At 65.2% G+C, this 26,051-nt stretch carries 17 protein-coding genes and 1 pseudogene; 7 read left to right on the top strand and 11 right to left on the bottom strand.

All coding sequences use genetic code 11. The annotated features are described in order from the left end of the window. Nucleotides 1-103: 103 nt before the first annotated feature. The 3 genes and pseudogenes from KHO41_RS05675 to KHO41_RS05665 all read right to left on the bottom strand — a co-directional run. Nucleotides 104-1,276 (bottom strand): annotated as a pseudogene (locus KHO41_RS05675) (glycosyltransferase family 4 protein); the annotation flags it as partial. A 15-nt stretch (nt 1,277-1,291) separates the two neighbouring features. Beyond that, the gene (locus tag KHO41_RS05670) at nt 1,292-2,701 is read right to left on the bottom strand and encodes a UDP-glucose dehydrogenase family protein (RefSeq protein ID WP_211952333.1); all 1,410 of its coding nucleotides are present in this window, start codon (nt 2,699-2,701) and stop codon (nt 1,292-1,294) included. A gap of 202 nt (nt 2,702-2,903) precedes the next feature. Next, entirely contained in the window at nt 2,904-4,292 is a 1,389-nt protein-coding gene (locus tag KHO41_RS05665; protein WP_211952488.1) for an undecaprenyl-phosphate glucose phosphotransferase, read from the bottom strand. A gap of 748 nt (nt 4,293-5,040) precedes the next feature. On the opposite strand from KHO41_RS05665, the gene KHO41_RS05660 reads away from it, so the two are divergent. Beyond that, nucleotides 5,041-6,762 (top strand): hypothetical protein, encoded by a 1,722-nt coding sequence (locus tag KHO41_RS05660; RefSeq protein WP_211952332.1) that lies wholly within the window; start codon nt 5,041-5,043, stop codon nt 6,760-6,762. A gap of 174 nt (nt 6,763-6,936) precedes the next feature. Then, nucleotides 6,937-8,064: a hypothetical protein gene (locus KHO41_RS05655; RefSeq protein WP_211952331.1), complete on the top strand. Its 1,128-nt coding sequence runs from the start codon at nt 6,937-6,939 to the stop codon at nt 8,062-8,064. A 91-nt stretch (nt 8,065-8,155) separates the two neighbouring features. Here the strand turns inward: KHO41_RS05655 and KHO41_RS05650 are convergent, their stop codons facing one another. From KHO41_RS05650 to KHO41_RS05630, 5 genes are all read right to left on the bottom strand, one after another. Then, a complete protein-coding gene (locus KHO41_RS05650) occupies nt 8,156-8,764 on the bottom strand; it encodes a phosphatase PAP2 family protein (protein ID WP_211952330.1) in 609 nt (202 codons plus the stop codon). Between the two features lie 9 nt (nt 8,765-8,773). Then, entirely contained in the window at nt 8,774-10,093 is a 1,320-nt protein-coding gene (locus KHO41_RS05645; protein ID WP_211952329.1) for a sigma-54-dependent transcriptional regulator, read from the bottom strand. Next, complete coding sequence (locus KHO41_RS05640; RefSeq protein ID WP_244873728.1) at nt 10,083-12,002, bottom strand: sensor histidine kinase; 1,920 nt, start codon at nt 12,000-12,002, stop codon at nt 10,083-10,085. Before KHO41_RS05640 ends, KHO41_RS05645 begins: the two co-directional genes overlap by 11 nt. A 157-nt stretch (nt 12,003-12,159) precedes the next feature. Beyond that, nucleotides 12,160-13,470, bottom strand: coding sequence for a dicarboxylate/amino acid:cation symporter (locus KHO41_RS05635; RefSeq protein ID WP_211952328.1), 1,311 nt, complete (start codon nt 13,468-13,470; stop codon nt 12,160-12,162). A 465-nt stretch (nt 13,471-13,935) separates the two neighbouring features. After that, nucleotides 13,936-17,301 (bottom strand): diguanylate cyclase, encoded by a 3,366-nt coding sequence (locus KHO41_RS05630; RefSeq protein ID WP_211952327.1) that lies wholly within the window; start codon nt 17,299-17,301, stop codon nt 13,936-13,938. A 305-nt stretch (nt 17,302-17,606) separates the two neighbouring features. Between KHO41_RS05630 and KHO41_RS05625 the strand changes: the two genes are divergently transcribed. Further along, nucleotides 17,607-18,014 (top strand): nuclear transport factor 2 family protein, encoded by a 408-nt coding sequence (locus KHO41_RS05625; RefSeq protein ID WP_211952326.1) that lies wholly within the window; start codon nt 17,607-17,609, stop codon nt 18,012-18,014. A 125-nt stretch (nt 18,015-18,139) separates the two neighbouring features. Further along, the gene (locus KHO41_RS05620) at nt 18,140-19,024 is read left to right on the top strand and encodes a c-type cytochrome (RefSeq protein WP_211952325.1); all 885 of its coding nucleotides are present in this window, start codon (nt 18,140-18,142) and stop codon (nt 19,022-19,024) included. A gap of 4 nt (nt 19,025-19,028) precedes the next feature. Here KHO41_RS05620 and KHO41_RS05615 read toward each other — a convergent pair whose 3' ends face one another. Beyond that, the gene (locus KHO41_RS05615) at nt 19,029-20,135 is read right to left on the bottom strand and encodes an acyltransferase family protein (protein ID WP_244873727.1); all 1,107 of its coding nucleotides are present in this window, start codon (nt 20,133-20,135) and stop codon (nt 19,029-19,031) included. A gap of 211 nt (nt 20,136-20,346) precedes the next feature. Between KHO41_RS05615 and KHO41_RS05610 the strand changes: the two genes are divergently transcribed. The 3 genes from KHO41_RS05610 (at nt 20,347) to KHO41_RS05600 (ending at nt 23,607) form a co-directional block, all read left to right on the top strand. Further along, on the top strand, nt 20,347-20,805 hold the full coding sequence (locus tag KHO41_RS05610) for a (2Fe-2S)-binding protein (RefSeq protein ID WP_211952324.1): 459 nt from the start codon (nt 20,347-20,349) through the stop codon (nt 20,803-20,805). A gap of 14 nt (nt 20,806-20,819) precedes the next feature. Then, a complete protein-coding gene (locus KHO41_RS05605; protein ID WP_211952323.1) occupies nt 20,820-23,084 on the top strand; it encodes a xanthine dehydrogenase family protein molybdopterin-binding subunit in 2,265 nt (754 codons plus the stop codon). A 235-nt stretch (nt 23,085-23,319) separates the two neighbouring features. Next, complete coding sequence (locus tag KHO41_RS05600; RefSeq protein WP_211952322.1) at nt 23,320-23,607, top strand: helix-turn-helix domain-containing protein; 288 nt, start codon at nt 23,320-23,322, stop codon at nt 23,605-23,607. Nucleotides 23,608-23,658: 51 nt separating this feature from the next. On the opposite strand, the gene KHO41_RS05595 is transcribed toward KHO41_RS05600, so the two are convergent. Both KHO41_RS05595 and KHO41_RS05590 read right to left on the bottom strand, forming a co-directional pair. Further along, nucleotides 23,659-25,185, bottom strand: coding sequence for an MltF family protein (locus tag KHO41_RS05595; protein WP_211952321.1), 1,527 nt, complete (start codon nt 25,183-25,185; stop codon nt 23,659-23,661). Nucleotides 25,186-25,338: 153 nt separating this feature from the next. Continuing rightward, entirely contained in the window at nt 25,339-25,725 is a 387-nt protein-coding gene (locus KHO41_RS05590; protein WP_211952320.1) for a hypothetical protein, read from the bottom strand. Between the last annotated feature and the right edge of the window lie 326 nt (nt 25,726-26,051).

The raw sequence follows: 26,051 nt of genomic DNA, 5'->3' as shown, positions 1-26,051 counted from the left end.
GTTTGTGTTAAAGCGTTGCGGCCTTCTGGCTACCTTCGTGAGCCGCTCGAACGTGTCCGACCTCTTGGGGAGACGGATCCTCCCCAGTGAACTTACTCCAGCAAGCGGTTACATAGTCCGTGAATGTCGATCTGAAAATCTCGGCGGAGAAAAGCTCAGATCTCATTCGGCAGTTTCTCGACTTGTATTTTGATTTACTTTCTTCAAAGCGTCGGACTGCAGTACAGATTGCTTCTGGAGTCTGGCTATCAAATAGAATCCCTGTCGGGAAGTGGTCATTCGTGGAAACGGTTTCCCGAACCCCTCCTTTGCCGAAGGCGATGACCGGGGTTCCGCTAGCTAGGGCTTCCACAGGCGCAATCCCAAAATCCTCTTCTGCCGCAAACACGAAGGCTTTTGCGGATTGCATGGCTGCTTTTAATGTGGAGAATGGCTGATATCCCATTATCTCCACGTTTGGTGAGGATTTTGAAATAATTTTGTTGAAATCTGGTCCCGCGCCGATGACTTTAAGTTTGAGATCCGGCATTCTTGAGAATGCTTCCACTACCAAATCGACTCTCTTGTAAGGGACTAAGCGAGAGGCAACTAGATAAAATTCCTCTTTTATTTCATTAATAGAAAATGATTCGACGTTTACGGGCGGGTAAATGACGTCCGCTTCTCTTCCGTAGGCTTTTTTAATTCGTTTCGCGATGAAATTCGAATTCGCAACGAAGTAATCTACACCGTTCGCTGTTCTGTTATCCCAAAGCCGAAGACGGTGCAGCATATACTTGGCCAGCCATCCTTTTATTCCGACATCGAGTCCGGCTTCGCGAAGATACTGATGTTGTAGATCCCAAGCGTATCTCATTGGAGAGTGTACATAGCTGATATGTAGTTGGTCCGGGCCCGTAATAACTCCCTTGGCAACTGCATGTGAGCTTGTAATGACGATGTCGTAGGATGAGAGATCAAATTGCTCGATCGCGAGCGGCATCAGCGGCAGATAGCTACGATACTTTCTTCGGGAGAACGGAAGCTTCTGTATAAAGCTCGTCGTTACGGTTTTTCCTCGCAGAAATCCACGCTCATCAGGCGGGATATAATCGACGATGCTAAAGACGTCGGCTTGGGGGAAGCAAATAAGGATTTGCTCGAGAACTCGTTCTGCCCCGCCGTAGACGACAAGCCAATCATGGACGACTGCAATTTTCATGCTGTTTTTAGTGCGAATTAATCTTATCCGTTGTTTTTTCAGCCATGATGATGGCCGAGTACGGGGCAGAGCGATTCGTGGAGATCGAGTTTATGCGGAGGTCAGTGTCTGCCCGATGAACACTTCTCGGTGTCTATGCTCACCTCTACCGATCGCGTAGTACGTGAAACCGAGCTGTCCCAGCTCCGCGGGCTCGTAAAGATTCCGGCCATCAAAGATAACCGGTTCGCGCATCGTTGCTGCAACTGCGGCAAAATCAGGTGATCGGAACGACTTCCACTCAGTCACAACCACAAGCGCGTCCGCACTTTGCAACGCGGTTACCTGATCGGGCGCGAAATGCAGGCGCGTCTTGGCTGCGGGCTCATCCGCGAGGTCGCTGTAGAGCGCCTGCTTCGCTTCCTCCATCGCCACGGGATCAAACGCCCGCACTCTGGCCCCGCGCGCCAGCAGTTCCTTGATCACCACGCGGCTTGGCGCCGCACGCATGTCATCGGTGTTCGGCTTGAACGCGAGCCCCCAAATGGCAAACGTGAGGCCGTTCAGATCCTCGCCGTAGTGGGCAATGATCTTTTGCACCAGGATGCGTTTTTGGTTCTGGTTGACGGCTTCCACGGCAGCCAGAATGCGCGGCGTCTGGCCGTACTCTGCCGCAGTCCGTTCCAAGGCCTGTACGTCTTTCGGGAAGCAAGATCCGCCGTATCCGGTGCCGGCGTACAGGAAGCTGTAGCCGATGCGCGGGTCGGAGCCGATGCCTTGACGCACCAGTTCGATATCTGCGCCTACGACGTCCGCTAGGTTGGCTAGCTCGTTCATGAACGAGATGCGCGTGGCGAGCATGGCGTTGGCAGCATATTTGGTGAATTCGGCCGACGCGATATCCATGTTGAGGATACGGTCATGGTTACGCGTGAAGGGCGCGTACAGCGAGCGCATGGCCTCCCGCGCTTTCTGTCCGGAGACACTGGGCTCAGTGCCGATGACGATGCGATCGGGGCGCATGAAGTCCTCGATCGCGGCGCCTTCCTTGAGGAACTCGGGGTTCGAGACCACGGCAAAGTCGAGCGCCGGCAAGCCGCGTTTCTGCAGTTGTGCGGTGATGCAGTCCCTGACCCTGGCCCCGGTACCGACCGGTACGGTCGACTTGTCCACCACGATCTTCGGGGTGGTCATGTATCGGCCGATATTGCGGGCGGCGGACAGGACGTAGCGCAGATCTGCTGAGCCGTCTTCGTCAGGCGGGGTGCCCACCGCGATGAACTGGATATCGCCAAAGCTGACACTGGTTTCGATGTCGCTGGTGAAGCGCAGACGGCCGGCGGCATGATTGCGTGCGATGAGTTCTTTCAGGCCAGGTTCGTAGATGGGGACTCCACCGGCGTTGAGCATCTCGACTTTGGTCGCGTCAAGGTCCAGGCAAAGGACGTCGTTGCCGAGCTCAGCCAGGCAGGTGCCGGTAACAAGGCCTACATAACCACTTCCGATGATGGTGATCTTCATGTGCGCAGTTCGAGGGAGGAGGAGATCGATAGGAAGCGCCGGCGTCTTAGCGCGCCATTGCGTTTGCGAATGCGTTGACCAGCGAGAGCACGGCGATGGCGGCTACGCTGCCTTTAGGTCAGTGAGCAAGTCCGCTAGATTAAACGAACGGTATGGAAAGAAGCCCTGGATGAATTCGTCTAGGCTGCCCGGCATGACAATGCTAGTACGCATTGTGGCCCGTCCATCCCTTGAACGCCGTCCAGAAGATAATTCGTACATCCATCCAGAACGACCAATTCCGAATATAGAACAGATCATGCTCCACCCGCTTCGCCATCTTCTCCAGCGTATCCGTCTCCCCCCGGTACCCATTAATCTGCGCCCACCCCGTAATCCCAGGCTTGACCCTGTGGCGCAGCATATATAGATCAAGCTGTTCCTTATAGATATCGTTATGGGCCATCGCATGCGGCCTTGGCCCAACAACACTCATTTCCCCACGCAGCACATTAATGAACTGCGGCAGCTCATCCAGACTGGTGCGCCGTAGGAAAGCACCGATGGGCGTCACGCGACTGTCGCCTTTCCTGGCTTGCGTGACGGTTTCATGTTCCGAATGCACCTTCATACTTCGGAACTTGTAAACATGGATCACGCGCCCATCCAAGCCAAGACGCTCCTGCTTGAAGAATGCTGGCCCAGGCGAGCCGCGCTTGATCAGCAAGGCAATGATCACCAGAAGCGGCGACAGCAACGTCAACACCACAGCAGCAAACGCACGATCAAAAACGCCCTTGAGAACCCCCCGCACTCCAAGCGACGGCGGCCGGTTCAGCTCCACCGCCGGCATCCCCATAAAGTCCTGCATCCGATGGTTCAGCAACTCGAAATCCATCAGACTCGGCATCCACTTGATGTCGATGAAGTCGTTGCGCAGCGCATAGGCAATGCCCTGCATCTGGCGGGACGCACTGACAGGCAGCGCGATCCAGATTTCATCAATAGGATGCTTGCGGGCGAAGACGGGGATGTGATCGCGGTCTTCAATCCGTGGAATGCCCTCTGGCGTGGCTTCGTCCGCGCCGGCGTAAATCCCGGCAATGCGGAAGCCGCTCCAGCGGCTCGCGGTGGCGCGACGGTACATTTCCTGCCCGGTGGTGCCGAAGCCGATGATCAGCACATGCTTGGAGTTGCGTCCCACGCCGCGCGCCAGCGCAAGCAGGCTGTAGGTCGCAATCCGGAGCGCGAGCAACGCCCCCGCTGTTCCCACATACCAATAAGCAGCCCAAAGTCGCGAAAGAGATCCCGTCTGGTGCATTAAGAAGCTCATCAGGATGCCGATAAGCCAGACAAGGGACCAAGCGGCCAGCAGTCGCGCGCCGAGCGAAATAATGCTGCGGCCGCGCCAGGAGGTGTACAGGTCGAACGCCGGCAGCACGATCATCGCGACCGCGCAACTGAAGTACAGGACAAACTGATGGATGGGCGCAGCTGCCGCGAAGTCCGACGGAAAGCGTAGCTCGGTGGCAAGAAAGCCAGCCAGCCAGATTGTTGCCACGTCCGCCAGGCGTACTGCAATGGCCAGCCGATCGTGGTGCTTCACGAACATGTTGCGATAGATTCCCATGCTTTACCCCGGGTAGCGCTGCCCCTCCGGCCTGCGCGAGCGCAAGGCTGGATATCCCCGTCGAAACAAAGACCCAAAGGGCAAGAACCCCGCTGGACTCAGCGGCAACATGTGCGAAAACTGAGCTGCGTGATACTTTTGATACTTTTATTATTGGTGGCACATTAACATAGGTGTACGGACTCCGGCAAACCGTGAGTTGCCGGTTCCCCGCTATGTTTGAGGGAGCGTTGCAGTAGTGCCAAAAGTCACCCATTCGGGGGCTGCGCGGCCCTGCGCATTTGTGCGCACAAGTCGACGCGTCGCGGCATGGGTGGGTGCGTTGTGTCCCCGCTGATGGGGGATTGCGTTGCGAACCCACATCACTTTCAGGACTTTCAGATCCGCTGCGCATGGCGCGCCGCGCGGGTCATGTTCGGCCTCGCTGGAATGCTGAAACGGCTTGCAGGATCAAGATCTGGATCGATCCTGCTGTTCCGGGCCGGAGGATTTCCTTGAGCCTGTCCTAGTCACTCATAGGCACATCGGCGCCGATTACGCCCCGAATATAGGCCGAATTTACGCGTCTGATAGTTTTGGCAAATTTGTTGACTTCTGCTGTAAACTTGCCCCCGAAGTTTTCCCGCGCGGGTGTAGGGAGCGGGCATGAGAAGAACAATGGGTTGCCGGGGATGCGATTAAGGATTTCGGCAAAGAAGAACTTATCGACGATGGATGTTGGAGAAGAACAATGAAAGTGAGTCTCTCGAAAGGTTTTACGCTGGCGGCGGCGGCCTCGGCAGCGATGCTGCTGGCGGCGTGCGGCGGTGGCGGCGGCGATAGCAGCAGCAGCAGCACGCCTTCGGCCACCACCAGCATCAACGGCAAGGCGGTTGACTTCTACTTGTCTGGCGCAACGGTGAGCTTCCTTGACTGCAAGGACTCGGCTGGCAAGGCGCTGACGACTACCACCAACTCGACCGGTGACTTCACGTTCCCGGCAAACTGCACCAAGAGCGCGCTGTCGGTGTCGGGCGGTACCGATATCGGTACCGGCCTGCCGTTCAACGGCGTGATGCAGGCACCGGCGGTGGAGTACCGCTCCGGCATTACCCCGATGATCAGCCCGCTGACCACGCTGGTGGCACAACTGGGCGCAGACCAGGCGGCCGCGCTGGCCACCAAGCTTGGCCTGGGCGGCAAGGACCTGCTGAACGCGGATCCGCTGACCGATGCCGACGTGCTGAAGGCAGCTGTCGTGGTGCAGCAACTGGTTGAGCAGATCAGCAAGACGCTGCAAGGCGTGGCGACCGGTGCCGGCGGCACCCTGAGCGCCGATGCGGCCGCCGCGGCTGCCGCCAAGGCAGTGGCAGGCGTGATCAACAGCGCCAGCGGTACTGTCAGCCTGACCAGCACCGCTACCGTCACCGATGCCATCAAGGCATCCGTGAAGAATGCGCAGTCCAGCCTGCCGTCTACCCTGCAGGGCAGCATCGACACCGTTGCCGCCAACGTGGCGGCGCTGGCCACCCCGCTGGTGAGCAAGCAGGTCAGCGACGTGAGCACGGCGCTGGGCACGATCAAGCTGGGCGGCAATGCAACGGCTACCGTGTCGGCGCTCAAGGGCAGCGGTGCGCTGAACGCGCTGAAGGACAGCAGCCAGTCGACGTTGTCGTCCACGCTGGCTTCCGCCACGTCCGCTTCCGTGCTGACCAACGCCGGCAATGCCGGCAACCTGGCCACCCTGGGTAACGCCGTGGCGACGGGTTCGGCGGCTGACGTGCAGAGTGCGGCTGGTAGCGTCCAGGGCCTCGACAGCGGCAAGCTGGCCGCCGTCGTCGACAAGGTCACGCTGAACGACTATGTGCAAGCCAGCAACATCCTGATCAACAACCAGTCAGTGACGATTGCCGATCAGATGTCGGTCGTTGGCGACCTGTCGGACATCAAGGCAACGCTGAAGGAAATCGGCGCGCCGTTCGGCACGGGCGCCACGGATATCCGCCTGGGCCTGCACTACAGCTACAACGGCAACACCGTTGACGTGGTCTTCGAGAAGGTGTCCCTGGTCTTCAGCGGCGGCAACCTGGTGTCGGCGACGTTCCCGGCCAATACCAACTACTCGTTCCTGGTGACTGGCAGCGTGCCGGTTTCCGCTACGCTGGCCAACGGCGCCGCGGACAGCCTCTCCAGCGGCAATGGCCAGTTCACGCTGCCGTATGCGGCCATCCTGAACAAGGTGAAGAACAGCGGCGTGCTGAACAGCACGCAGCTCGCCGCACTGACGCCGAGCGCGCCGGGCAGCGTGGACGTTGCCTTTGCCGTGGCGGGTGTTGACGGCTCGGACGTCAAGCTTGGTATCGGCACAGGCACCGCAGCCAAGTACACCAGCAGGGTCACCGTGCAAACCTCGGGCAGCCAGGTTAGCGGCTATGGCCTGAAGTCGACCATCACGCTGAACCAGCCCAGCTAATCGGTCGATTCGCTTCTGGCAGACGCTCCGCCATGCGGGGCGTCACCGGGCGTTCGCGCACGGCCGCTTTGCGGCGTGTGTCGCGGACGCCCGGTTTGTTGTTTACGTGGCCGGATGAATTCGGTCCGCGGCTCATTCGTTTTGCAGGACGCTTCGCGTCCCCCGGAGTTCACGATGTTCGAGTATTGTTCGCGCCGGACCCTGGCCACAACGGTGGCCGTGTTTGGCCTGACAGCCGCCGGCACGGCGCAGGCTGCATCGGAAGATGTGTTCCTGCGCGCGGAGCCGACTACCGGCGAGTTCACCAGTTTCCGTGCAGAGGGCAGTTTTGACGCGGTGAACAAGGCGCTGGATGTTTTCGACCTGCGCAACCAGAGCGGCAGCGGCCCGACCCCCGACAACGCGGGCGACTATCGGGGCGGCCGGGTCATGCTTGGCTACAAGTTTTCGCCGTACTGGTCGGGCGCCGCCACGTACCTGCGTCGCAATATCGACTACGGCCAGGACACCAACAGCATCGACACCTGGCAGCTTGCGCTGCACTACGATCCGCTGGCCGAGCCCGGCGCGCGGGATCGCCTGATTTTCCGTTTTTCGCTGTGGGGTGACCGTGCGGGTTCGGTTAGCAAGACGTCACCCACGCAGGTGCGCGGCACCAGCTTCAGTCAGATTCGCGTCAATGACCCCAACGATTTCCAGGCGCAGGCCGATATGATCTTCTCGGGCCAGGTGAGTGAGCGCAGTACGCTCACCGGCTTTCTCGGGGGCGGCTTCAGCAACGTTTCGGTGGGTGACCTGAGCGCGCAGGTGCGCCGCGGTAACTGCAATTTCAACGTCAAGATCGGCTCCGACAACATCGCCAACGGCACGCTCGCCGCGCCTTGCAACGTCGGTGGGTCCGTGTTGCGGGACGCTTCGTTTTCCAGCAATGCTTCGCAGTTCGGACTCGACGTCAGCAAGGACCTGAACTACACGGCCGCTTTCCTTACCACGGGCGTGTCCTGGCGCTGGAAGTACGAACGCTTTTCTACCCAGCTCGGCTACAACTTCCAGTACCTGTTCCGCAGCAATATCGATGACCGCCTGTCGAGCTTCGGCGTGTCGCCCATCAAGTCGAACCACACCCTGGGGCTTGAGCTGGCCTACAACGTGGTGAAGGGCGTGGAACTGTACGTACGCGGACAGGCGTTCAAGTACAACTTCGTCGGGACCATTCCGTTCCTGTACAACGCCGCCACGGCTGGGCGGATGGACCGGTACTACGGCTACGCTTCGATCGGCGTGCGCTTTTCGGGGTTCTGAGGGTCGGACAGCGGTGCTTCTGTCCTCCCGATAAGACGGATCTCGGCCCGAGTCATCCTTCGGCGTCACGCATGGCGTGACAACTGCCAGCTCAGAGTCCCCGCTGGAACGGTTGATCACGCCCCGACAGAAACGTCGCCATGCTCACGACGAATCGGTGCGCGCCAGTACTGGCGCCGGGAATCGGCAGTGCATGCAGCGCGGTGAAGACGACCAGTGCGGCGGCCAGCGGCGCGACGCTGCGTGGCAACGCTTTGGGCCCGGGCCAACTCAGGAAGCCCAGGCTCACGGCGAGTCCCAGCACCAGTGCGGACACAACCTCCGACGGCGAGTGCGCATGCAGTTCCAGGCGCGACCAGCCTATCAGCAGGGCCAGGCCGATACCGCCGGCCGCACCGAACCTGGCCATCCAGGGGCGCGATGCCGGCGCGCAAAGGTATAGCAGCACGGGAAGGACCGCAGCCGACATCGCGCTGTGGCCGGAAATGCCGGTGAAGTCCCACGCGGCGATGCCTACCCCCCATCCCATGAAGGCAAGCTTGGTGATCAGCGTGAGGGCTGACGCAATGGCGATGGCCGCGAGCCAGCGCAGCGCGGTGGCAGGCATGGAACGGTGGCATAGCCATAGCGCGATCAGCATTGCGCCAGGCAGCAGATAAGTGCTCTCACCGAAACGGGATACGAGAGGCCAGAATGCCATGCGGTCTCTCTACAGCCCGTACTTCTTCGTCTTGTCGAACAGCGTGGTCTTGGCCACGCCGAGCGCCTCGCTGGCGCGGCTCAGGTTGCCGTCATGCCGGCGCAGCGCGTCGGCGATCAGTGCGCGTTCGAATTGCTCCACAGCCTGGGCCAGCGACAGCGCTTCCGGTGCAGTGGTCCCGTGGCCCGGATCGCAGCCGAGCCCGAGCACATGGCGCTCGGCCAGGTTGCGCAGTTCGCGCACGTTGCCGGGCCAGGGGTAGCCTACCAGCGTGGCCAGTTCGGCGGGCGTGGCCGGCACGGCGTCGCGGCCGAAGCGCAGCGCGGCCTGCGCCACGAAATGCTCGAACAGCAGCGGCACGTCCTCGCGCCTGTCCCGCAGCGCGGGAAGCTCCAGCGTGATCACGTTGAGGCGGTAGTACAGGTCCGAGCGGAACTGTCCCGCGTCGGACAACGCGCGCAGGTCGGCCTTGGTGGCCGCAACCACGCGCGTGTCCACGGGCACGGGCTCGTTCGATCCCAGGCGTTCCACCACGCGTTCCTGCAGCACCCGCAGCAGCTTGATCTGCAGCGGCATCGGCATGCTTTCGATTTCGTCGAGGAACAGCGTGCCGCCTTCGGCGTGCTCGACTTTGCCGATGCGGCGGCGCGCAGCGCCCGTGAACGAGCCCGCCTCGTGGCCGAAGATTTCGCTTTCGAACAGCTGCTCGGGCAGGCCGCCGCAGTTGATGGCGACGAAATTGCGCGCATGGCGCCGGCTGGCTTCGTGCAGGCAGCGCGCGACGAGTTCCTTGCCGGTGCCGGTCTCGCCATGGATCAGCACGTTGGCTGCCGTGTCGGCCAGATCGGCAATCAGCCGGCGCAGGCGTTCGATCGCCGGCGAGCGGCCGATCAACTGCGCCGCGAGCTTGTCGCGGCCGGCGAGGCGCTCGCGCAGTTCCGCGACTTCGAGCGTCAGGCGGCGCTGCTCCAGCGCGCGGCGCGTGGTGTCGACGAGCTGCTCGGGCGAGAACGGCTTTTCGAGAAAGTCGTAGGCGCCTTGCTTCATCGCCTGCACGGCCAGGCTCACATCGCCATGGCCCGTGATCATGGTCACGGGCAGCGCCGGGTCGCGCGCGCGCAGTTCGGCCTGCAGGGCCATGCCGTCGATGCCCGGCAGGCGGATGTCGCTGACCACGACGCCGGGCCAGCCCGGCGCGATCTCGCGCAGGGCCGCCTCGGCGCTGCCCACGCCGCGCGTGGCGATGCCTTCGAGCCGCAGTGCCTGCTCGCAACCCAGGCGCACGTCGGGGTCATCCTCGACGATCAGTACAGTCAGTTCAGCCGGCATGTGGGATTTCCTGGCGGACCAAGGGCAGGACCAGCGTGAAGCACGCGCCGCCGTCGGGATGATTGGAGGCGGACAGGCTGCCACCGTTCTCGTTGAGGATGCCGGCCGACAGCGTCAGGCCCAGGCCAAGGCCTTCGCCGGCCGGCTTGGTCGTGAAGAACGGCTCGAACAACTGCGAGAACGCGTCTTCCGACAGGCCCGCGCCGTTGTCGCGCACGGTCAGGTGCGCCATGCTGCCGCTGACGTGGGCATGCAGCGACACCATGGGCTGCGCGCGCCCCGCGACGGCATCGAGCGCATTGCCGATCAGGTTGACCAGCACCTGTTCCAGCCGGTTCGCGTCGCACGCCACCGCCAGCCCGGGTTCGATCTCGCGCTGCAGCCGTGGCTGCACGGCTTCGATACGTGTGTTGAGCAGGAACAGTGCGTTGTCCACGGCCTGGGCGAGGTCGGCCTGGCGCAGGCCATTGCCGGGCTTGCGCGCAAACGACTTGAGCGCGCCCGTGATGCGGCCCATGCGCTCGACCAGGCCGATGATCGTGCCGAGGTTGGCGCGTACCGTCTCGTAGTCGCCGCGTTCCAGGAACTTGACGGTATTGCCCGAGATCGTGCGCAGCGCCGCCAGCGGCTGGTTCAGTTCGTGCGCGATGCCGGTCGACATCTGCCCGACCGCGGCGAGCTTGCCCGCCTGCAGCAGGCCGTCCTGCGCCTGGCGCAGCACGGCTTCGGTGCGGATGCGCTCGGCCACCTCGGCCTGCAGGCGCTGGTTGGTGGCCGACAGATCGCCCGTGCGCTCGGCCACTTTGCGCTCCAGCTCGCTGTTGGCGGCTTCGAGCGCGGCGCGTGCGGCGAGCCGTTCGCCAATGATGCGTCGGCGCACATTCCAGGCGGCGCCCAGCAGCAGCACGAAGGCCGTCAGCACGCCGGCGAGCGCGGCGCTGTTCAGCGCCACCACGCGCGCGCCCGACGTGTTGGACAGCAGCGTGAGCTGCCAGTCGGTGCCGGGCAGCGCGGACTGCTGCGCGAGCATCGACGGGCCCTGGCGCAACCGTACCAGGCGGTCGCTGCCGTTGCCGAGCACGCGCACGTCCTGCAGCGGCAGCTGCGGCAGTGGGGCGCGGTTGTATTGCAGGTTGCCTGCGAACCGCGCGCGCGCCTCGGGCGACAGCGGGCGCAGCGCTGCGAGCTTCCACGACGGGTCCGAGGCCAGGATCACCACGCCGTTCTCGTCGGCCAGCAGCATCTGGCTGTCGGCACCCTGCCAGCGGTTTTCCAGCGGTTCCAGGCCGATCTTCACCACGGCCACGCCGTCGGGGTTGTCGCGCGCGCCGAGCGGCGCGGACAGGTAATAGCCCGACTCGCTGCGCGTGGTGCCCACGCCGTAGAAGCGGCCGAGCTGGCCTTCCATGGCGGCGCGGAAGTACGGGCGGAAGCTCAGGTCCTCGCCGAGATAGCTGTCCGGGCGCTGCCAGTTGCTCGTGGCCAGCACCTTGCCGCGTGCGTCGAGCACATAGACCACGCGCGTGCCGGCGCGCGTGTTGAGTGCCGACAGGTAATCATTGGCGCGCGCCACGGCGTCGGCATCGCCGGGCTGGCGCAGCAGCGTGCCGATGCGCTCGTCCAGCGTCAGCAATCCGGGGACATAGTCGTAGTGTGCGAGTTCGCTTTCGAGGGCCTGCGCGTAGAGGCGCAGCTGCACCTGCCCGCGCTCGGCCTGGCGTGCCAGGGCCGTGTCGTAGCTGAAGCGGTAGCCGAGCCATCCGGCCAGGCTGACCAGTGCCGCCAGCGCCAGCAGCGCGAGCAACGGCGCGGCGCCGCGCAGGGCGGCGGTGGGGCGTGGAGCGGGATGGCCGGGATGGCTGGCAGGGTCGCCGGCAGAGTCACGGAAGGGATCAGGCTGGCCGGTCATGAAGTGCTGGCTAAGGCAGGTGAGGCTGGCGAGGTACGGCCCGCGCGAGGCCGGCGGGCGCCTACTTTTACCACACCTGTGCGGCGCAAAAACAAAAAAGCCCGGCTGCCTGATCGGCAGCCGGGCTCCGGCGCGTGCCCTGTCGGAACAGGGCGGCTTACTTGCCCGCCAGCACCTGGGCGGGTGCCAGGGCAGGGGCGCTGTCCGCGACGGGTTCATCCTCGTCGGACGGCACGGGCGCGCCGATGGCGCCTTCGCTTTTGGCGACGACAGCCGTGGCAATTGCGTTGCCAAGCACATTGGTCACGGTGCGACCCATGTCGAGTACGTGGTCGATGCCCAGCACCAGCAGGATGCCGGCCTCAGGCAGGCCGAACATCGGCAGCACGGCCGCGACCACCACCAGCGAGGCACGCGGCACGCCGGCGATACCCTTGCTGGTGACCAGCAGTACCAGCAGCATGGTGATCTGCTGGGTCAGCGACAGATGGATGCCGTACACCTGGGCGACGAACAGCGCCGCGAACGAGGTGTACATGATCGAGCCGTCCAGGTTGAACGAGTAGCCCAGCGGCAGCACGAAGTTGGTGATGCGTTCCTTGACGCCGAAATGGGTCAGCTGGTCGATCACCTTCGGGTAGGCCGATTCGCTGCTGGCGGTGGCGAAGCCGATCATCAGCGGCGCGCGCATCAGCTTGAGCAGGCGGAACACGTCGCGCCCCAGGAAGTAGTAGCCACCGGCGATCAGGGCCACCCACAGCAGCGCCAGCGCCAGGTACAGGCTGCCCAGCAGCTTGGCGTAGACCACCAGCACGCCCAGGCCCTGCGCAGTGATGACGGCCGAGATGGCACCGAACACGCCCACCGGCGCGAACGCCATCACGTAGTTGGTCACCTTCAGCATGACGTGGCCGAGGCCCTCGATGCCTTGCAGCACCGGCTTGCCCACGCCGTCCTTGACGGTGCCCAGCGCAAAGCCGAAGAACAGCGAGAACACCACGATCTGTAGGATCTCGTTGGTCGCCATGGCCTCGACGAAGCTCTTCGGGAACATGTGCGCGACGAAGTCGCGCAGGTTCAGCGCGCCGGTCTTGAGGTTGGAGGCGGCGTCGGCGGCCGGCAGCGGCAGGTTCATGCCATGGCCCGGCGTCAGCAGGTTGGCCATCAGCAGGCCGAGCAGCAGCGACGTGATCGACGCGCCGACAAACCAGGCCATCGCCTTCATGCCGATGCGGCCGACGGCGCGGCCGTCGCCCATGCTGGCGATGCCGGCGACCAGCGTGGCGAACACCAGCGGCCCGATGATCATCTTGATCATCCGCAGGAACACGTCGGTGAGGATGGACAGATGGTCCGCGATCGATTTGGCGGTGGCGGCGTCCGGCGACAGATTGTGCGCGGCGGTGCCGACCAGCACGCCAAGCAGCATCGCAATGAAGATCAGGGTGGGTAGTCGGTTCAGTTTCATCGTGGGGTCAGGCCGTGCGCCCGGGTCCTTCCGCAAGGCGGGAAGAAGCCGGACGGCTGTATTGCGGGATCGGCTCGGCCGGAACGCCATGCCGCCGAGGAGGCGGCTGTCGCGCCGGCGGACGCCGGGGACGTTAGCGGGGCAACAGGCGCCGCATTCGCGCCTGGGCGGCGCGGGCACATCGATGGACGGGTTCCGTCATTTGTCTCCTCCTTGGTTTTTGGCTTGGCCAGCGCGTCCTGAGCGGGCGCCGGCCTTCCTGTTGGCCCTGTCGGCGGCGCTTACATCGCACAAGGCGTGCCAGGGCCGCATGCCTGAAAGGCAACGCTAAGCCTATGAAAACAAAGGAGAAAAAATGTGATTCCGGCGCCGGCGTTCGGGCGTCCGGACGATTGTCCGCGCCAGTCGTTCGGGTTTCCGAACGACTGGGCCTATGACGGGCGGGTGGCTACGCTGGATTGAAGATCAGTCGGTGCTGACCGTTTCGCATTCGGCCAGGTAAGCGTCGAGCGGCACGGGCCGGCCGATGGCGTACCCCTGTGCGTAGTCGACGCCGATCGCGCGCAGCGCGTTCAGCGTGCGCTCGTCTTCGACCCATTCGGCCACGGTCTCGACGCCGAGCCGGTGGCCGATGTCGTTGATCGAGCTGACGATCTCCCGATCGACCACGTTGTCGGCGAGGTTGCGGATAAAACTGCCGTCGATCTTCAGGTAGTCCACCGGGAACTGCTTGAGGTAGGCAAACGACGACAGGCCCGAGCCGAAGTCGTCCAGCGCGACCGTACAGCCGGCGCGCCGCATTTCCGTCACCACGCGATTGGCCGCGGCCATGTTGTTGATCAGCGCGGTTTCCGTGATCTCGAGCCGGATGCGGTTCGCGGGCAGCGCCGACCGTTCGAGCTCGGCATGCAGGAAGGGCAGCAGGAAGGGCTCGCCCAGCGAGTTGGCCGACAGGTTGATCGAGACCGACAGGCCCGGCACTGCGCACAGCCGCTCACCGTATTCGCGCAGCACGTTGCGGATGACCCAGCGGTCCACATGGCCCATCAGGTCATAGCGTTCCGCGGCGGGGATGAAGGCGCCGGGCATGACCATCTCGCCGTGCTCGTCGACCATGCGCACGAGGATCTCCACATGGCGTTCGTCGCGCGGGTCGCCGGAATGGTGCTGCAGTGCGCGGATTTCCTGCGCGAACAGGCGGAAGTGGTTGCCTTCCAGTGCGGTGTGGATGCCCGCGGCAATCTCGAGTTCGCGGTGGTGGCGGCGCGCATCGCTCTCGTCGCGGCGATACACCGATACGCGGCTGCGGCCCGCGGCCTTGGCGGCATAACAGGCCACGTCGGCGCGGCTCATCAGTTCGCCGACCGGCGGCACGTCCTGGTCGATCGCGGCAATGCCGATGCTCGCGCCCACGTCGTACACGCGGCCGTCCCACGGGAAGCGCCGGCTGCGGATGGCATCGATCACGCCCAGGCCGATGGCCTCGGCCTGGTCCACGGTGCAGTCCTTGAGCAGCAGCCCGAACTCGTCGCCGCCGAGCCGTGCGAGCAGGTCGTCGGGGCGCACGTGGTTGCGGATCAGGTAGCCCAGTTCGCGCAGCAGGATGTCGCCGGCGCCGTGCCCGGCGGTGTCGTTGACGATCTTGAAGCGGTCCAGGTCGATGAAGCACAGCGCGCCGTGATGGCCCTGCGTGCGCGCCGCGTCGCAGGCTTCGCGCAGCCGCTTTTCGAACCACGTGCGGTTGGGCAGGCCGGTGAGCGCGTCGTGCATGGCCGAATGGGCAAGCTCGCGCTGCAACGCACGGGCCGTGGTGATGTCCTGGAACACCAGCACCGCGCCCAGCACGTTGCCGGCGGCGGTGAGCACCGGCGCGGCGGAATCCTGCACGTCGTGGCGCTCACCGGTCAGGCTCTGCAGCACCGCGCCTTCCTGCAGGTAGGCCGGCGTCAGTGTCTGCAGGCAGGCTTCGACCGGGCTGGGGATGGGCAGCCCCGTGATTTCATCGACGATGCGGAACACGCGTTCCAGCGGCAGCCCGCTCGCGCTCGCCATGGTCCAGCCCGTGAGCTGCTCGGCGATCGGGTTCATGAAGGTCACGCGCATGCCGGCGTCCGTGCAGATCACCGCGTCGCCGATCGACTGCAGCGTGATGTGCAGCCGCTCCTTCTCCTCGAACAGCGCCTCGGTCAGGCGGCGTTGCTCGGTGATGTCCCAGTTGGTGCCCACCAGCGCCAGCGCGGTGCCGTCGCCGTTGCGCGTGACATTGGCCAGGGCGCGCACATGGCGGACCTGGCCATCGGGCCGCACCACACGGTATTCGGTGTCGAACGGCTTGTCGCCGCGGATCGCGCGGCGCATCTCGCCGTTCACGCGGCCGACGTCTTCGGGGTGGAGCATGGCAATCCACTGCGCGATCACCGGCGCGCCGTGCGCGGCGTCGGTGCCGTGCAGCGCATGCATGCGCGTATCCCAGGTGATGCCGGAACTGGTGAAGTCCCATTCCCAGATGCCGACGCCGCCAGCTTCGACCGCGAGCTGCGTGCGGCGCGAGAGCTGCTCGAATTGCTGCTGCGCGAGCTTGCGCGTGTGGATGTCCTCGATCTGTGCGATGAAGTGCAGCGGGTGCCGGCTTTGCTGGTCGCGTACCAGCGACACCGCCAGCAGTGCCCAGCGGTATTTGCCGTCCTGGTGCATGAAGCGCTTTTCCAGGCGGTACGACTCGATCTCGCCAGCCAGCAGCCGCTTCATCTGGGCCAGGTCGGCATCGAGATCGTCGGGGTGCGTGATGTCCTGGAAGCGCTGCTGGCGCAGTTCGGCGGCACTGTAGCCGAGCAGCTCGGACAGCGAGCGGTTCACGGTCTGCCAGCGGCCGTCCAGCCCCGTCAGTGCCATGCCGATGGCCGAATGCTCCATGGCCAGACGGAAGCGCTGGTCGCTGCTGTGCAGGTTGGCGCGGCCGGCGCGGTTCTGTTCGGCCAGGTAGGCAATGCAGACCGGGAACACCATGATCAGCGCCGCCGACAGCGGCACCGACTGCTGCAGGTGCGCGCCCACCGCCGCCAGTTCCATGGTCAGCGTGGCCATCAACGTCAGCAGCGCCGTGCCGAACGGGTTCGCGAACATGGCGGCGAGCACCAGCGGCAGCGACATGGCGACGAACGGATCGTGGCCCTGCCACAGCGCGAATGCGCCAATGGCCAGGCACAGCGCCAGCAGGCCGGCCTGGGGCATCAGCATGGTGCGCGAAAACGTCGCGCGCACGCGCGCGCTGGTGATGGTCAGCGCCAGCGGCAGCAGCACCACCATGCCCAGCGCGCCCGCCTGCCACCAGGCCCACCAGATACTGGCAAAGCGCGTGTCGCCCAGCCACGTCAACCCGGCCGCGCCGGCCGTGGCGCCCAGTGCGGGGCCGAGCACGCCGGCCACGCCAAGCGTGAGCGCGAAATTGCCGAGCGGAGCCAGCCGCTCCGCGCCGGCATGGGCGGCGACAAAGCGCAGCAGCCACGCGGAGCAGGCGACTTCGAACAGGTTCGCGCCGGCCAGCAGCACGGCGGTGCCCATCCCGTCGACGAACAGGCCGTTGGCCGCCAGGTTGCCGCCGACCATGCTGGCCAGCAGCCACGGCCCTTCCGCGCGCGGGCGGTGCAGCAGCAGGCCCAGGCAGAAAGCGTTGGGCAGCCACAGCGTGGCCACGCTGCCGGGCAGGCGCGCCAGCCAGATACCGAGCGCGGCCAGCGCGAAGTAGCCGATGCCGCAGATCAGCATGGGCAGCCAGCGGCGCAGCGGGGCGCCAATGGGGGGAGCGGCCGTATCGACCGTATGGGGCGTCATGGACGGTTCAGCAGGCAGTGCGGAGGTTCAACGTCGTGAGGGCGGACCGTGGCCCAGCGTAGCGCCACTGTATCGGTTCAGGGTTGGGCGGCAGCGCCGGGACAGCAGGCAGGTACCGTGCCTGTTGCCACTGGTGCTGGCGGTTTTTTTTTGGTATGGCGCGAAGTTTGACATGGCCCCAAGGTCGTTGCGGCGATGACCTCACGGGTAATCGCGCCGCCGCCGGGGCGCAGCCATTATGCATCCATGGCAGCCCGCCATCGCTTCCAACCAGGTTTTTACCTGTTCCCTGCAAGGAGAATGCAATGTCCGCCACTACCCACGCCGCCCACGCCGCCCACGCCAACGACCCGAGCACCCTGGCCGACCGCTACCTGGCCGCCTGGAACGAGACCGATGCCGCGCGCCGGCGCGAACTGATTGCGCTGGCCTGGACCGAATCGGCCACCTATGTCGATCCGCTCATGCGCGGCGACGGCCATGCCGGCATCGACGCCATGATCGCCGGCGTGCAGTCGCGCTTTCCGGGTTTCCGCTTCCGCCGCGTGACGCCCGTCGACGCCCACGGGCCGCACCTGCGCTTCACCTGGGAGCTGGGCCCGGACGGCGATGCCGCACTGGTGGTCGGCACGGATTTCGCCACGGTCGGTGCCGACGGCCGGCTGCAGAGCATGACCGGCTTTATCGATCGCGCGCCGGAAGGACTGGGCTGACCGGCGCGTCGCCACCCAGCCAAGTGTGCCTTTCCCCACAGACACAGCAGTGCGGGCCCGCTGCAATGGGTTCTGTTACGTCTGCGCCGCACGGGCGGCGCGATGTCCGCACGGGGGAAGGCAGCATGGCTCGTTATCTGCGTGTGGCGGCCTGGTCGCTGGCCGGGGTGGTCGTGGCCGCGGCCGGGGTCGTCTATGGCGCCTTCCTGATCGGCGACCAGAAGGCCGGCCGCACCATCGACGTCAGGGTGGCGCCGGTGGCCTACCGCGAGGACGCGGGCAGCATCGCCCACGGCAAGTATCTGTTCGAATCGCGCGGCTGCATGGAGTGCCACGGCGCCGCGGCCGGCGGGAAACAGGTCTTTGACGACCCCGGCGGGCTGCAAGTCCGTGCGCCCGACCTGACGCGCGGCAACCCCGAGATCGCGCACTACCAGCCGATCGACTGGGTCCGCAGCATCCGCCACGGCGTGGCGCCGACCGGCCGGCCGCTGCTGGTGATGCCCAGCGAGGACTACAACCGGCTCAGCGACGAAGACCTGGCCGCGCTGGTGGCGTATCTGCGCAGCCTGCCGCCGGGCCTCGGCGCGCCCGCCGAAATCCGCATGCCGTGGTTCGTGCGCGCCATGTACGGCGCCGGCTTTATCCGCGATGCGGCGTCCAAGATCGACCACAAGCTGCCGCCGTCGCCGGCGGTCGCGCCGTCGGTGACTGCCCAGTACGGCGGCTACGTGGCCAATGCCTGCCTCGGCTGCCATCGCGCGGACCTGCGCGGCGGCAAGATTCCCGGCGCGCCGCCGGACTGGCCGCCCGCGGCCGACCTGCGTCCCGTTTCCGGCGGCGCGATGGCGCGCTACGACAAGGCCGCTGCCTTTATCGCCATGATGCGCAGCGGCAAGCGGCCGGACGGGTCGGCTATCAGCACCGTGATGCCGTTCGATTCTTTCGGCCGCATGAATGACACCGACCTGACCGCGCTGTACCTGTACCTGGCCAGCCAGCGGAGTTGAACGCTCAGCCTTGCCGGCGCGCCCACCGCCGACCGGCCGCGATGCCGGGAAGCTCGACCCAGCGGTGCAGCAGCATCGCGAGCAATAGTGCCAGCGCCGCGTCGATGGCGAAGCGCGCAAGCTGCAAGCCATACTGGTCGGGCGTGAGTTCCGGCATCAGCCGCTTGACGCCTTCGATCACTGTCGGATGGACCAGGTACAGCGCGTAGGACAGCTCGCCGAGCCACATCAGCGCACGCGGCACGCGCAGCACACCCGTGTGTTCGGCCGCGACGGCGCCCGCAAGCAGCGCGGCGGCCGGCAGCCCACGGCCGGCCAGGCTGAAATCGGGGCCGACCAGCGGGAGCGATGCCAAGAACCAGCCGGTGCCGACGGTCAGTATGGCCCACGCCACGCCGCGAGACAGCCGATGGCGCCAGGCCGCATACGCCCACGCGAGCAGGCAGCCAAGCACGAACTCCAGCACGAGCGGGTTGCTCGCCATGGCCATCCACGGCCACGCGAACGGGTAGCCCTGCGCGGGATCGGCGACCGGCGCGCCGAAGCGCCACCACGGCAGCGCCAGCGTGAAGAGGGCGAACAGCGCCAGCACCACCCATAGCGCGCGCCGGCCTGCCATCCACAGTCCCAGCGCGAACGCGCCATAGAACGCCATCTCGTAATTGAGCGACCAGCCCACATACAACGCCGGATAGCCGTAGTACGGCGCATGCGCGGTGCTGGTGGGGAGGAATGCGAGCGAGGCTGCGAATACCGCCGGCGTGACTGGGTTCAGCAGCAGCGCGTGGATGGCCGACATAGTCCAGTACGGCGGCGCCAGCCGGCAGCAGCGCCGGATCACGAAACTGAGCGGGGTTTCGGGCTGCGGGCGCGCCAGCACCGCGACCCACGCGATGATGAAGCCGCTGATGACGAAGAACACGTCCACGCCGACATGGCCGCGCTTGATGAGGTTGGCGGTGATCCAGCCGAGCACGGGCGTCTGCGCCGTGCCCAGCGTCAGACCGGAGTGGTAGAGCACCACGTACGCGGCAGCCAGCCCGCGCAAGGCCTGGATGCTGTCGAGCGTAGCGATGGCGCGCTCGCGGGAATCTGGAATAGTGGTTGTCACTGTTGCTGCGGCAGCGGGCCGGAGCCCTGATCTTCAGACTGACCGCCCCCCGTTGCACAAAGTTCGTGCATGGCGTGAGCACGCCACGCCAGCCTCCGGCAAGGTGACCGGAATTGCACTATGCTCATTTGTCCGCGGCGGCAGGCTATTGTCCGCTTCTGCGGCGTGTGAACAAGAACATCGGGCAAAGTACCCAAGGAGTGTCTTCCCCATGACAACCCTCAATATCAACGGCAAGGCCCAGGAAGTCGACGTGGATCCGTCCACGCCGCTGCTGTGGGCCCTGCGCGACAACCTTGACCTGACCGGGACCAAGTTCGGCTGCGGCATGGCCGCATGCGGCGCCTGCACGGTCCATATCAACGGCCAGGCCACGCGCAGCTGCGTGACGCCGATCTCGGCGGCGGCCGGCGCGCGCATCACCACCATCGAAGGTGTGAGCGGCGACAAGGTCGGCCGCGCCGTACTCGATGCGTGGATCAAGCATGACGTGGCCCAGTGCGGCTACTGTCAGAACGGGCAGGTCATGAGTGCAGTGGGCCTGCTGCGGAACAAGCCGAAACCCACTGACGCCGACATCGACCAGGCCATGGCCGGCAACCTGTGCCGCTGCGGCACCTACCAGCGCATCCGGGCCGCGATCAAAGACGCAGCCCGCGCGCTGGCCTGAGCGGAGGACCTGTCATGCGTATTCGTGGACTCGAAGCCCTCGCCGGCACCAGCAGCGCGCAGGAAGGCAACACTGGCAGTGCGGGGAATCACGGCGTGGCAACGCTGGATCGCCGCAGTTTCCTCAAGCTGACCGGTCTGGCCGGCGGCGGCCTTGCACTGGGCGTGACGCCGCTCGCGCAGGCGCAGGAGGGTGGCGCACCGAAGGCGCCGCCTTCGCCGCCACAGGCGTTCGTGGTGATTTCGCCGGACAACACGGTGACCATCGCGGTGAACCGGCTGGAATTCGGCCAGGGCGTGCACACGGCGCTGCCCATGGCGCTGGCCGAAGAGTTGGACGTCGACTGGCGCAACGTGCGCGCGGCGCTTGCGCCCGCCGGCGATGCGTACAAGGACCCGGGCTTCGGCATGCAGATGACCGGCGGTTCCACCGCCATCAACCATTCGTTCCAGCAGTACCGCGAACTGGGTGCGCGCGCGCGCGCCATGCTGGTCACGGCCGCGGCGCAGCAATGGAAGGTGGATCCCGCAAGCTGCAAGGTCGAGCAGGGCGTGGTGACATCGGGCAGCCAGCGTGCCACGTTCGGCGAACTGGCGCCGGCGGCCATGGAATTGCCGGTGCCGAAGGACGTGCGCCTGAAAGACCCGTCGCAGTTCCGGCTGATCGGCAAGCCGACGCCGCGGCTTGATGCGCGCAGCAAGCTCGAAGGCAAGCCTGCGTTCGGCATCGACACGCGCGTGAAGGACATGATGGTGGCCGTCGTGGCGCGTCCGCCGCGCTTTGGCGGCAAGGTCAAGTCGTTTAATGCCGACAAGGCGCGCGCTATCAAGGGCGTCAGCGACGTGATGCTGGTACCGGTCGATCGCGGCGGTACCGGCGTGGCCGTGGTCGCTGATGGCTATTGGCCCGCGAAGCAGGCGCGTGAAGCGTTGCAGATCGAATGGGAGGACGCCGGCTCGAAGGTGTCGACGCAGGCCCTGTTCGAGGAGTACGCGAAGCTAGCCGCCCAGCCTGGCACCGTGGCGCGCGCGGGGGAGGGCGATATTGCCGCGGCTGTGAACGGTGCGGCGCGCAAGATCGACGCCGAGTACCGGTTCCCGTATCTGGCCCATGCGCCGATGGAACCGCTGAACTGCACGCTGCAGCCAGAAGTGCTGGCCAACAAGGTGCAGAGCGTCAAGGTGTGGGTCGGCTCGCAGTTTCAGACCGTGGACCAGGCCGCCATCGCGCGCGCGCTCGAACTAAGCCCGGACAAGGTCACGCTCAACACCATGATGGCCGGCGGCGGCTTCGGCCGCCGCGCGGTGCCCACGTCGGACTACCTCGTGGAAGCCGCCAACGTGCTGCGCACCTGGGTGGCCAACGGCCACACCGAGCCGCTCAAGATCGTGTGGAGCCGCGAGGACGATATCCGCGGCGGCTACTACCGGCCGCTGCACGTGCACCGCGCACGTATCGGCCTGGACGCGCAGGGCAAAGTGGTGGGCTGGCAGCACACCATCGTCGGCCAGTCGATCCTGAAGGGCACCCCGTTCGAGCCGTTCATGGTCAAGAACGGCGTGGACGCGACCATGAGCGAAGGGCTGGTCGAGAACGACTACAACCTGCCGATGCAGCTTGCGGTGCACCACCCGCAGGTCGATGTGCCGGTGCTGTGGTGGCGCTCGGTCGGCAACACGCACACGGCCTACGTCAAGGAAACGCTGGTCGACGAAATGGCCGCGGCCGCGAAGCAGGACCCGGTGGCCTTTCGCCTGGCGCGGCTGGACGAGAGCAAGCACGCGCGCCATCGCGCCGCGCTGCAGCTCGCAGTGCAGAAGTCGGGCTATGGCAAGCGCAAGCTGCCCAAAGGGCAAGCGTGGGGCGTGGCGGTGCATGAGTCGTTCAACTCGGTGGTGGCCTACGTGGCGGAGGTTTCGCTCGTCAAGGGCGAGCCGCGCGTGCATCGCGTGACGGCCGGCGTGCATGCCAACCGCGTGGTCAATCCCTTGTCGGCGGAGGCGCAGATCCAGGGCGCCTGCGTCTTCGGGCTGGCGATGACGCGGCCCGGGTTTGCCATCGAGATCGAGAACGGCGTGGTGAAGAACAGCAACTTCCCCGACTATCCGCCGCCGCGCATCACCGATGCGCCCGTGGTGGACGTGTTCTTCGTGCCATCGCAGGACCCGCCCACGGGTCTTGGCGAACCGGGCGTGCCGCCGATCGCCCCGGCCGTCGCCAACGCGCTGTTCGTGCTCACGGGCAAGCGCCAGCGCCAGCTGCCGTTCGTGCTGACCTGACCGCGCCGCGCGCCGGAGGAGCATGCCGCCTCCGGCGCTTCCAGGCCTCGCTGCCTGGACGCCCGCGCCAACACCAGCGGCGCGGGCTGCGCATCACCCGTCTGCGGGCCGGACGGCTGCGTGTTGTAATCGCGCAGCCGGGGTGGAGCCCTATTGCCTTTGCCGGCGGCCCCGCGTAGAACGTGAAAAATCAGCCAGGGCGGCGGCGCCCGCCCGAATAACCCGAGGTGTGGCCATGGAGACCCAGGAAAGCGCGCTGACAATGGCGCTGATGACCGAACCGGCGCGCGTGAAGATATGCCGGGCGCTCTTGCAGGCAGGCGAAGATGGGCTGCCCGCGAGTGACCTCGCGCAACTGGCGGGGCTGCCGATCAAGCGTGCGGGCCATATGTTCGAGGAAATGCTGCAGGCCGACCTGATCGTGCTGTCGATCCGCGACCGGCGCGTCTGCTACGTGCTCAAGGCCAGACTGGCGGTGACCGCAGCGCTCGGTTATATCGATGCGAGCGGACTGGCCGACTGAGCGCAGTCGGGCGGTACGCGTTCCCACCGCGTTGCCCGCGCGACCGGCCGGTTACTGGCTGACTTCCTTCAGCGCGCGTGCGCGCGTGTCCTGCATGTCCTGCGCCAGCCGGTACGCAGCGTAGTACTTGAAGATGTTGCGTACATAGGTCGTGGTCTCGATGCCGATCTTCTCGGCCACGACGATCTCCACATTATTGAACCACTTGTCCGGGTCCAGCCCGCGCGCCGCGGCTTCCTTGCGCATCTTCGCGATATTGCCCGGGCCCGCGTTGTAGCTTGCGAAAGCGAATAGCGGCCGGTTGGATTCCGAGAAGTGCGCATCCGGGAAATACCGTGTCATCAGCTGGTCCATGTATTTGGTGCCGGCGTGGATATTGGATTCGGGTTCCTGGATATTGCCGACATTGAGCTGCTTGCCGGTGGACGGCATGACCTGCATGATGCCGATGGCCCCGACGTGGCTGCGCGCCTTCTGGTTGAGCTGTGATTCCTGGAAGCCTTGCGCGGCCAGCATCAATGGATCAAAGCTGTAGTCCTTGCCGTATTTCTGGAAGAAGGCAATGGTCTGCTCGAAGCGCTTGTACTCCGCATCGTTGGTATTGTTCCGGATCTGCCGGACACTCTTCATCATCTGCTTGAGCCGGTATTCGGCGGCACCCTGCTTCTTCAGGTAGTTCACGTAGAAGTCGTTCAGCGCCTGGCGCATTTGCGGACTGTCCTTGCGGTAGGCCCAGCCGACATAGCCTTGCGCGCGGACGACGAGGTCGTCGCGTACCTTGATGTTGGGCAGGATCTGCGCCCACATCGCGGCCTTCCAGTCATCCACTACTAGGATGGGCAGCAGGCCGGCATTGGCCATCTCCATCGCGTCTTCATCTTCCAGCGCATCGGGCAGCAGCACCAGGCGCATGGGCGCCTTGCCGGCCTTGCGCAGCTGCTCATTGAGCGCGGTGAGGCTCTCGTAGTAGCTGCTGGCGCGCCTGACATGCACGGTCTTGCCGGACAGGTCGTCCAGACTGGTCAGCGCAGGCGCCTTCGGACCGGTCACGATCAGTTCGCGCACGGGCTTGCGATCGCGCGGCGCGGCGAAGTCGACAACCTTCAGTCGTTCGTCGGTCTCTGTCAGGTTGCCGGCCGCAATGTCGCCCAGTCCGGCGGCCAGGTCGGGCAGCAGGCGATCACGCGTCGTCGGGATGATGATGATCGTGAGCGGCCGCTTGCCGAGACGGCTGGCGTAGGTCTTGTTCAGGTAGCGCTCGAAATCCCGCACCAGTCCCGCGGTCAGGCCGCATTCATGGCCCTTGTCGCTGAAGTACAGGGTGCGGCTGTATGGCACGAGCACGCGGATGACGCGCCGCTCGACCATCGCATCGAAATCGCCTTTCCAGGGTTTGTTGCCCAGGTTGAGCCGGCGTACGGCCGCTGGACTTGCCGTGGCGGGGGCTGCGGCCACGGGTGCAGAGGCTGGCGTGGATTTTTGCTGCGCGGCGGCAATGGGGCCGAAGAAGCATGCTGCGCCCACCAGGCCTTGCACAAAGAGGCCTGCCAGTGTGGACGGCAAGCGGAAAGCGGGCATCTCGCGCAGCGCCGCCGCTGCGATTGCCTGCGGCGCGTGCTACTTGAGTCTAGCGCGGATACGGCACGGTACAAGCCGTGCATGGGCTCGCCACGAAGGTGTACTGCTGGCGGCGGCTTGCCAGCCTGCCGCCAGCGACGATGCAGCGATGCGCTACTGCTTTGGCGCGGCGAGTTCCTGACGGGCCGCACTGTCCGCGGCCTGGTTCTCGGCCTTGCGTTCATCCTTGGCGGCCTTGACGTCCTGCTTGTACTCGCCCTTGGCGGCCTTCTTGGTGGCCTTGTACTCATCGGCCGCCTTCTTGCGGGCTTCGCGGCGTTCCACCAGCGGATCCTTCGGTGGTTCGATCTGCTGCGTCATGCTTGGCGGCACGCCTTGCGCGCCGGCGGGCGCGGCCGGCATGACGGGCGCAGCAGGAGTGGTGGGAGCGCTTGGAGCAGTGGGAGTCTGGGCAAAGGCAACGGCACAACTCAGACCGGCCAGGACCGCGGCGAGTGCGCCGGCCACATGGGTCGGACGGACGGGCTTTTTCAGATCCATTTGGAACCTCATCAGGGTTGTTGTCGGGATCGCCACGGGCGCTGGCTTCAGCGCATGTTTCACCTGGACAGCGGGGCGGCGGGCGTAGGGTTCAATCTAATGGCGGGGGACGGTGGGGGATGTCGGGGTTGCGCCGAATGGGGTGGGGAGGATGTCTTACAGGGGATGTGATTTTTGGGGGGCATGGGGGGAAGGTGGGCGGGGGGTGGGCCTTTGTTCTTGGCATGCGCCGCTGTTTCGCCGGCGTAGCCGGCGAGTCACTTTTGTCCGAGCGACAAAAGTAACCAAAAACGCGTTTTGGTTGCCCCAAAGGGGCGAATTTTTAT

The sequence above is a fragment of the Cupriavidus numazuensis genome, from assembly GCF_905397435.1.
Lineage (GTDB): Bacteria > Pseudomonadota > Gammaproteobacteria > Burkholderiales > Burkholderiaceae > Cupriavidus > Cupriavidus numazuensis.
This window is presented reverse-complemented; position numbering and strand designations above follow the sequence as displayed.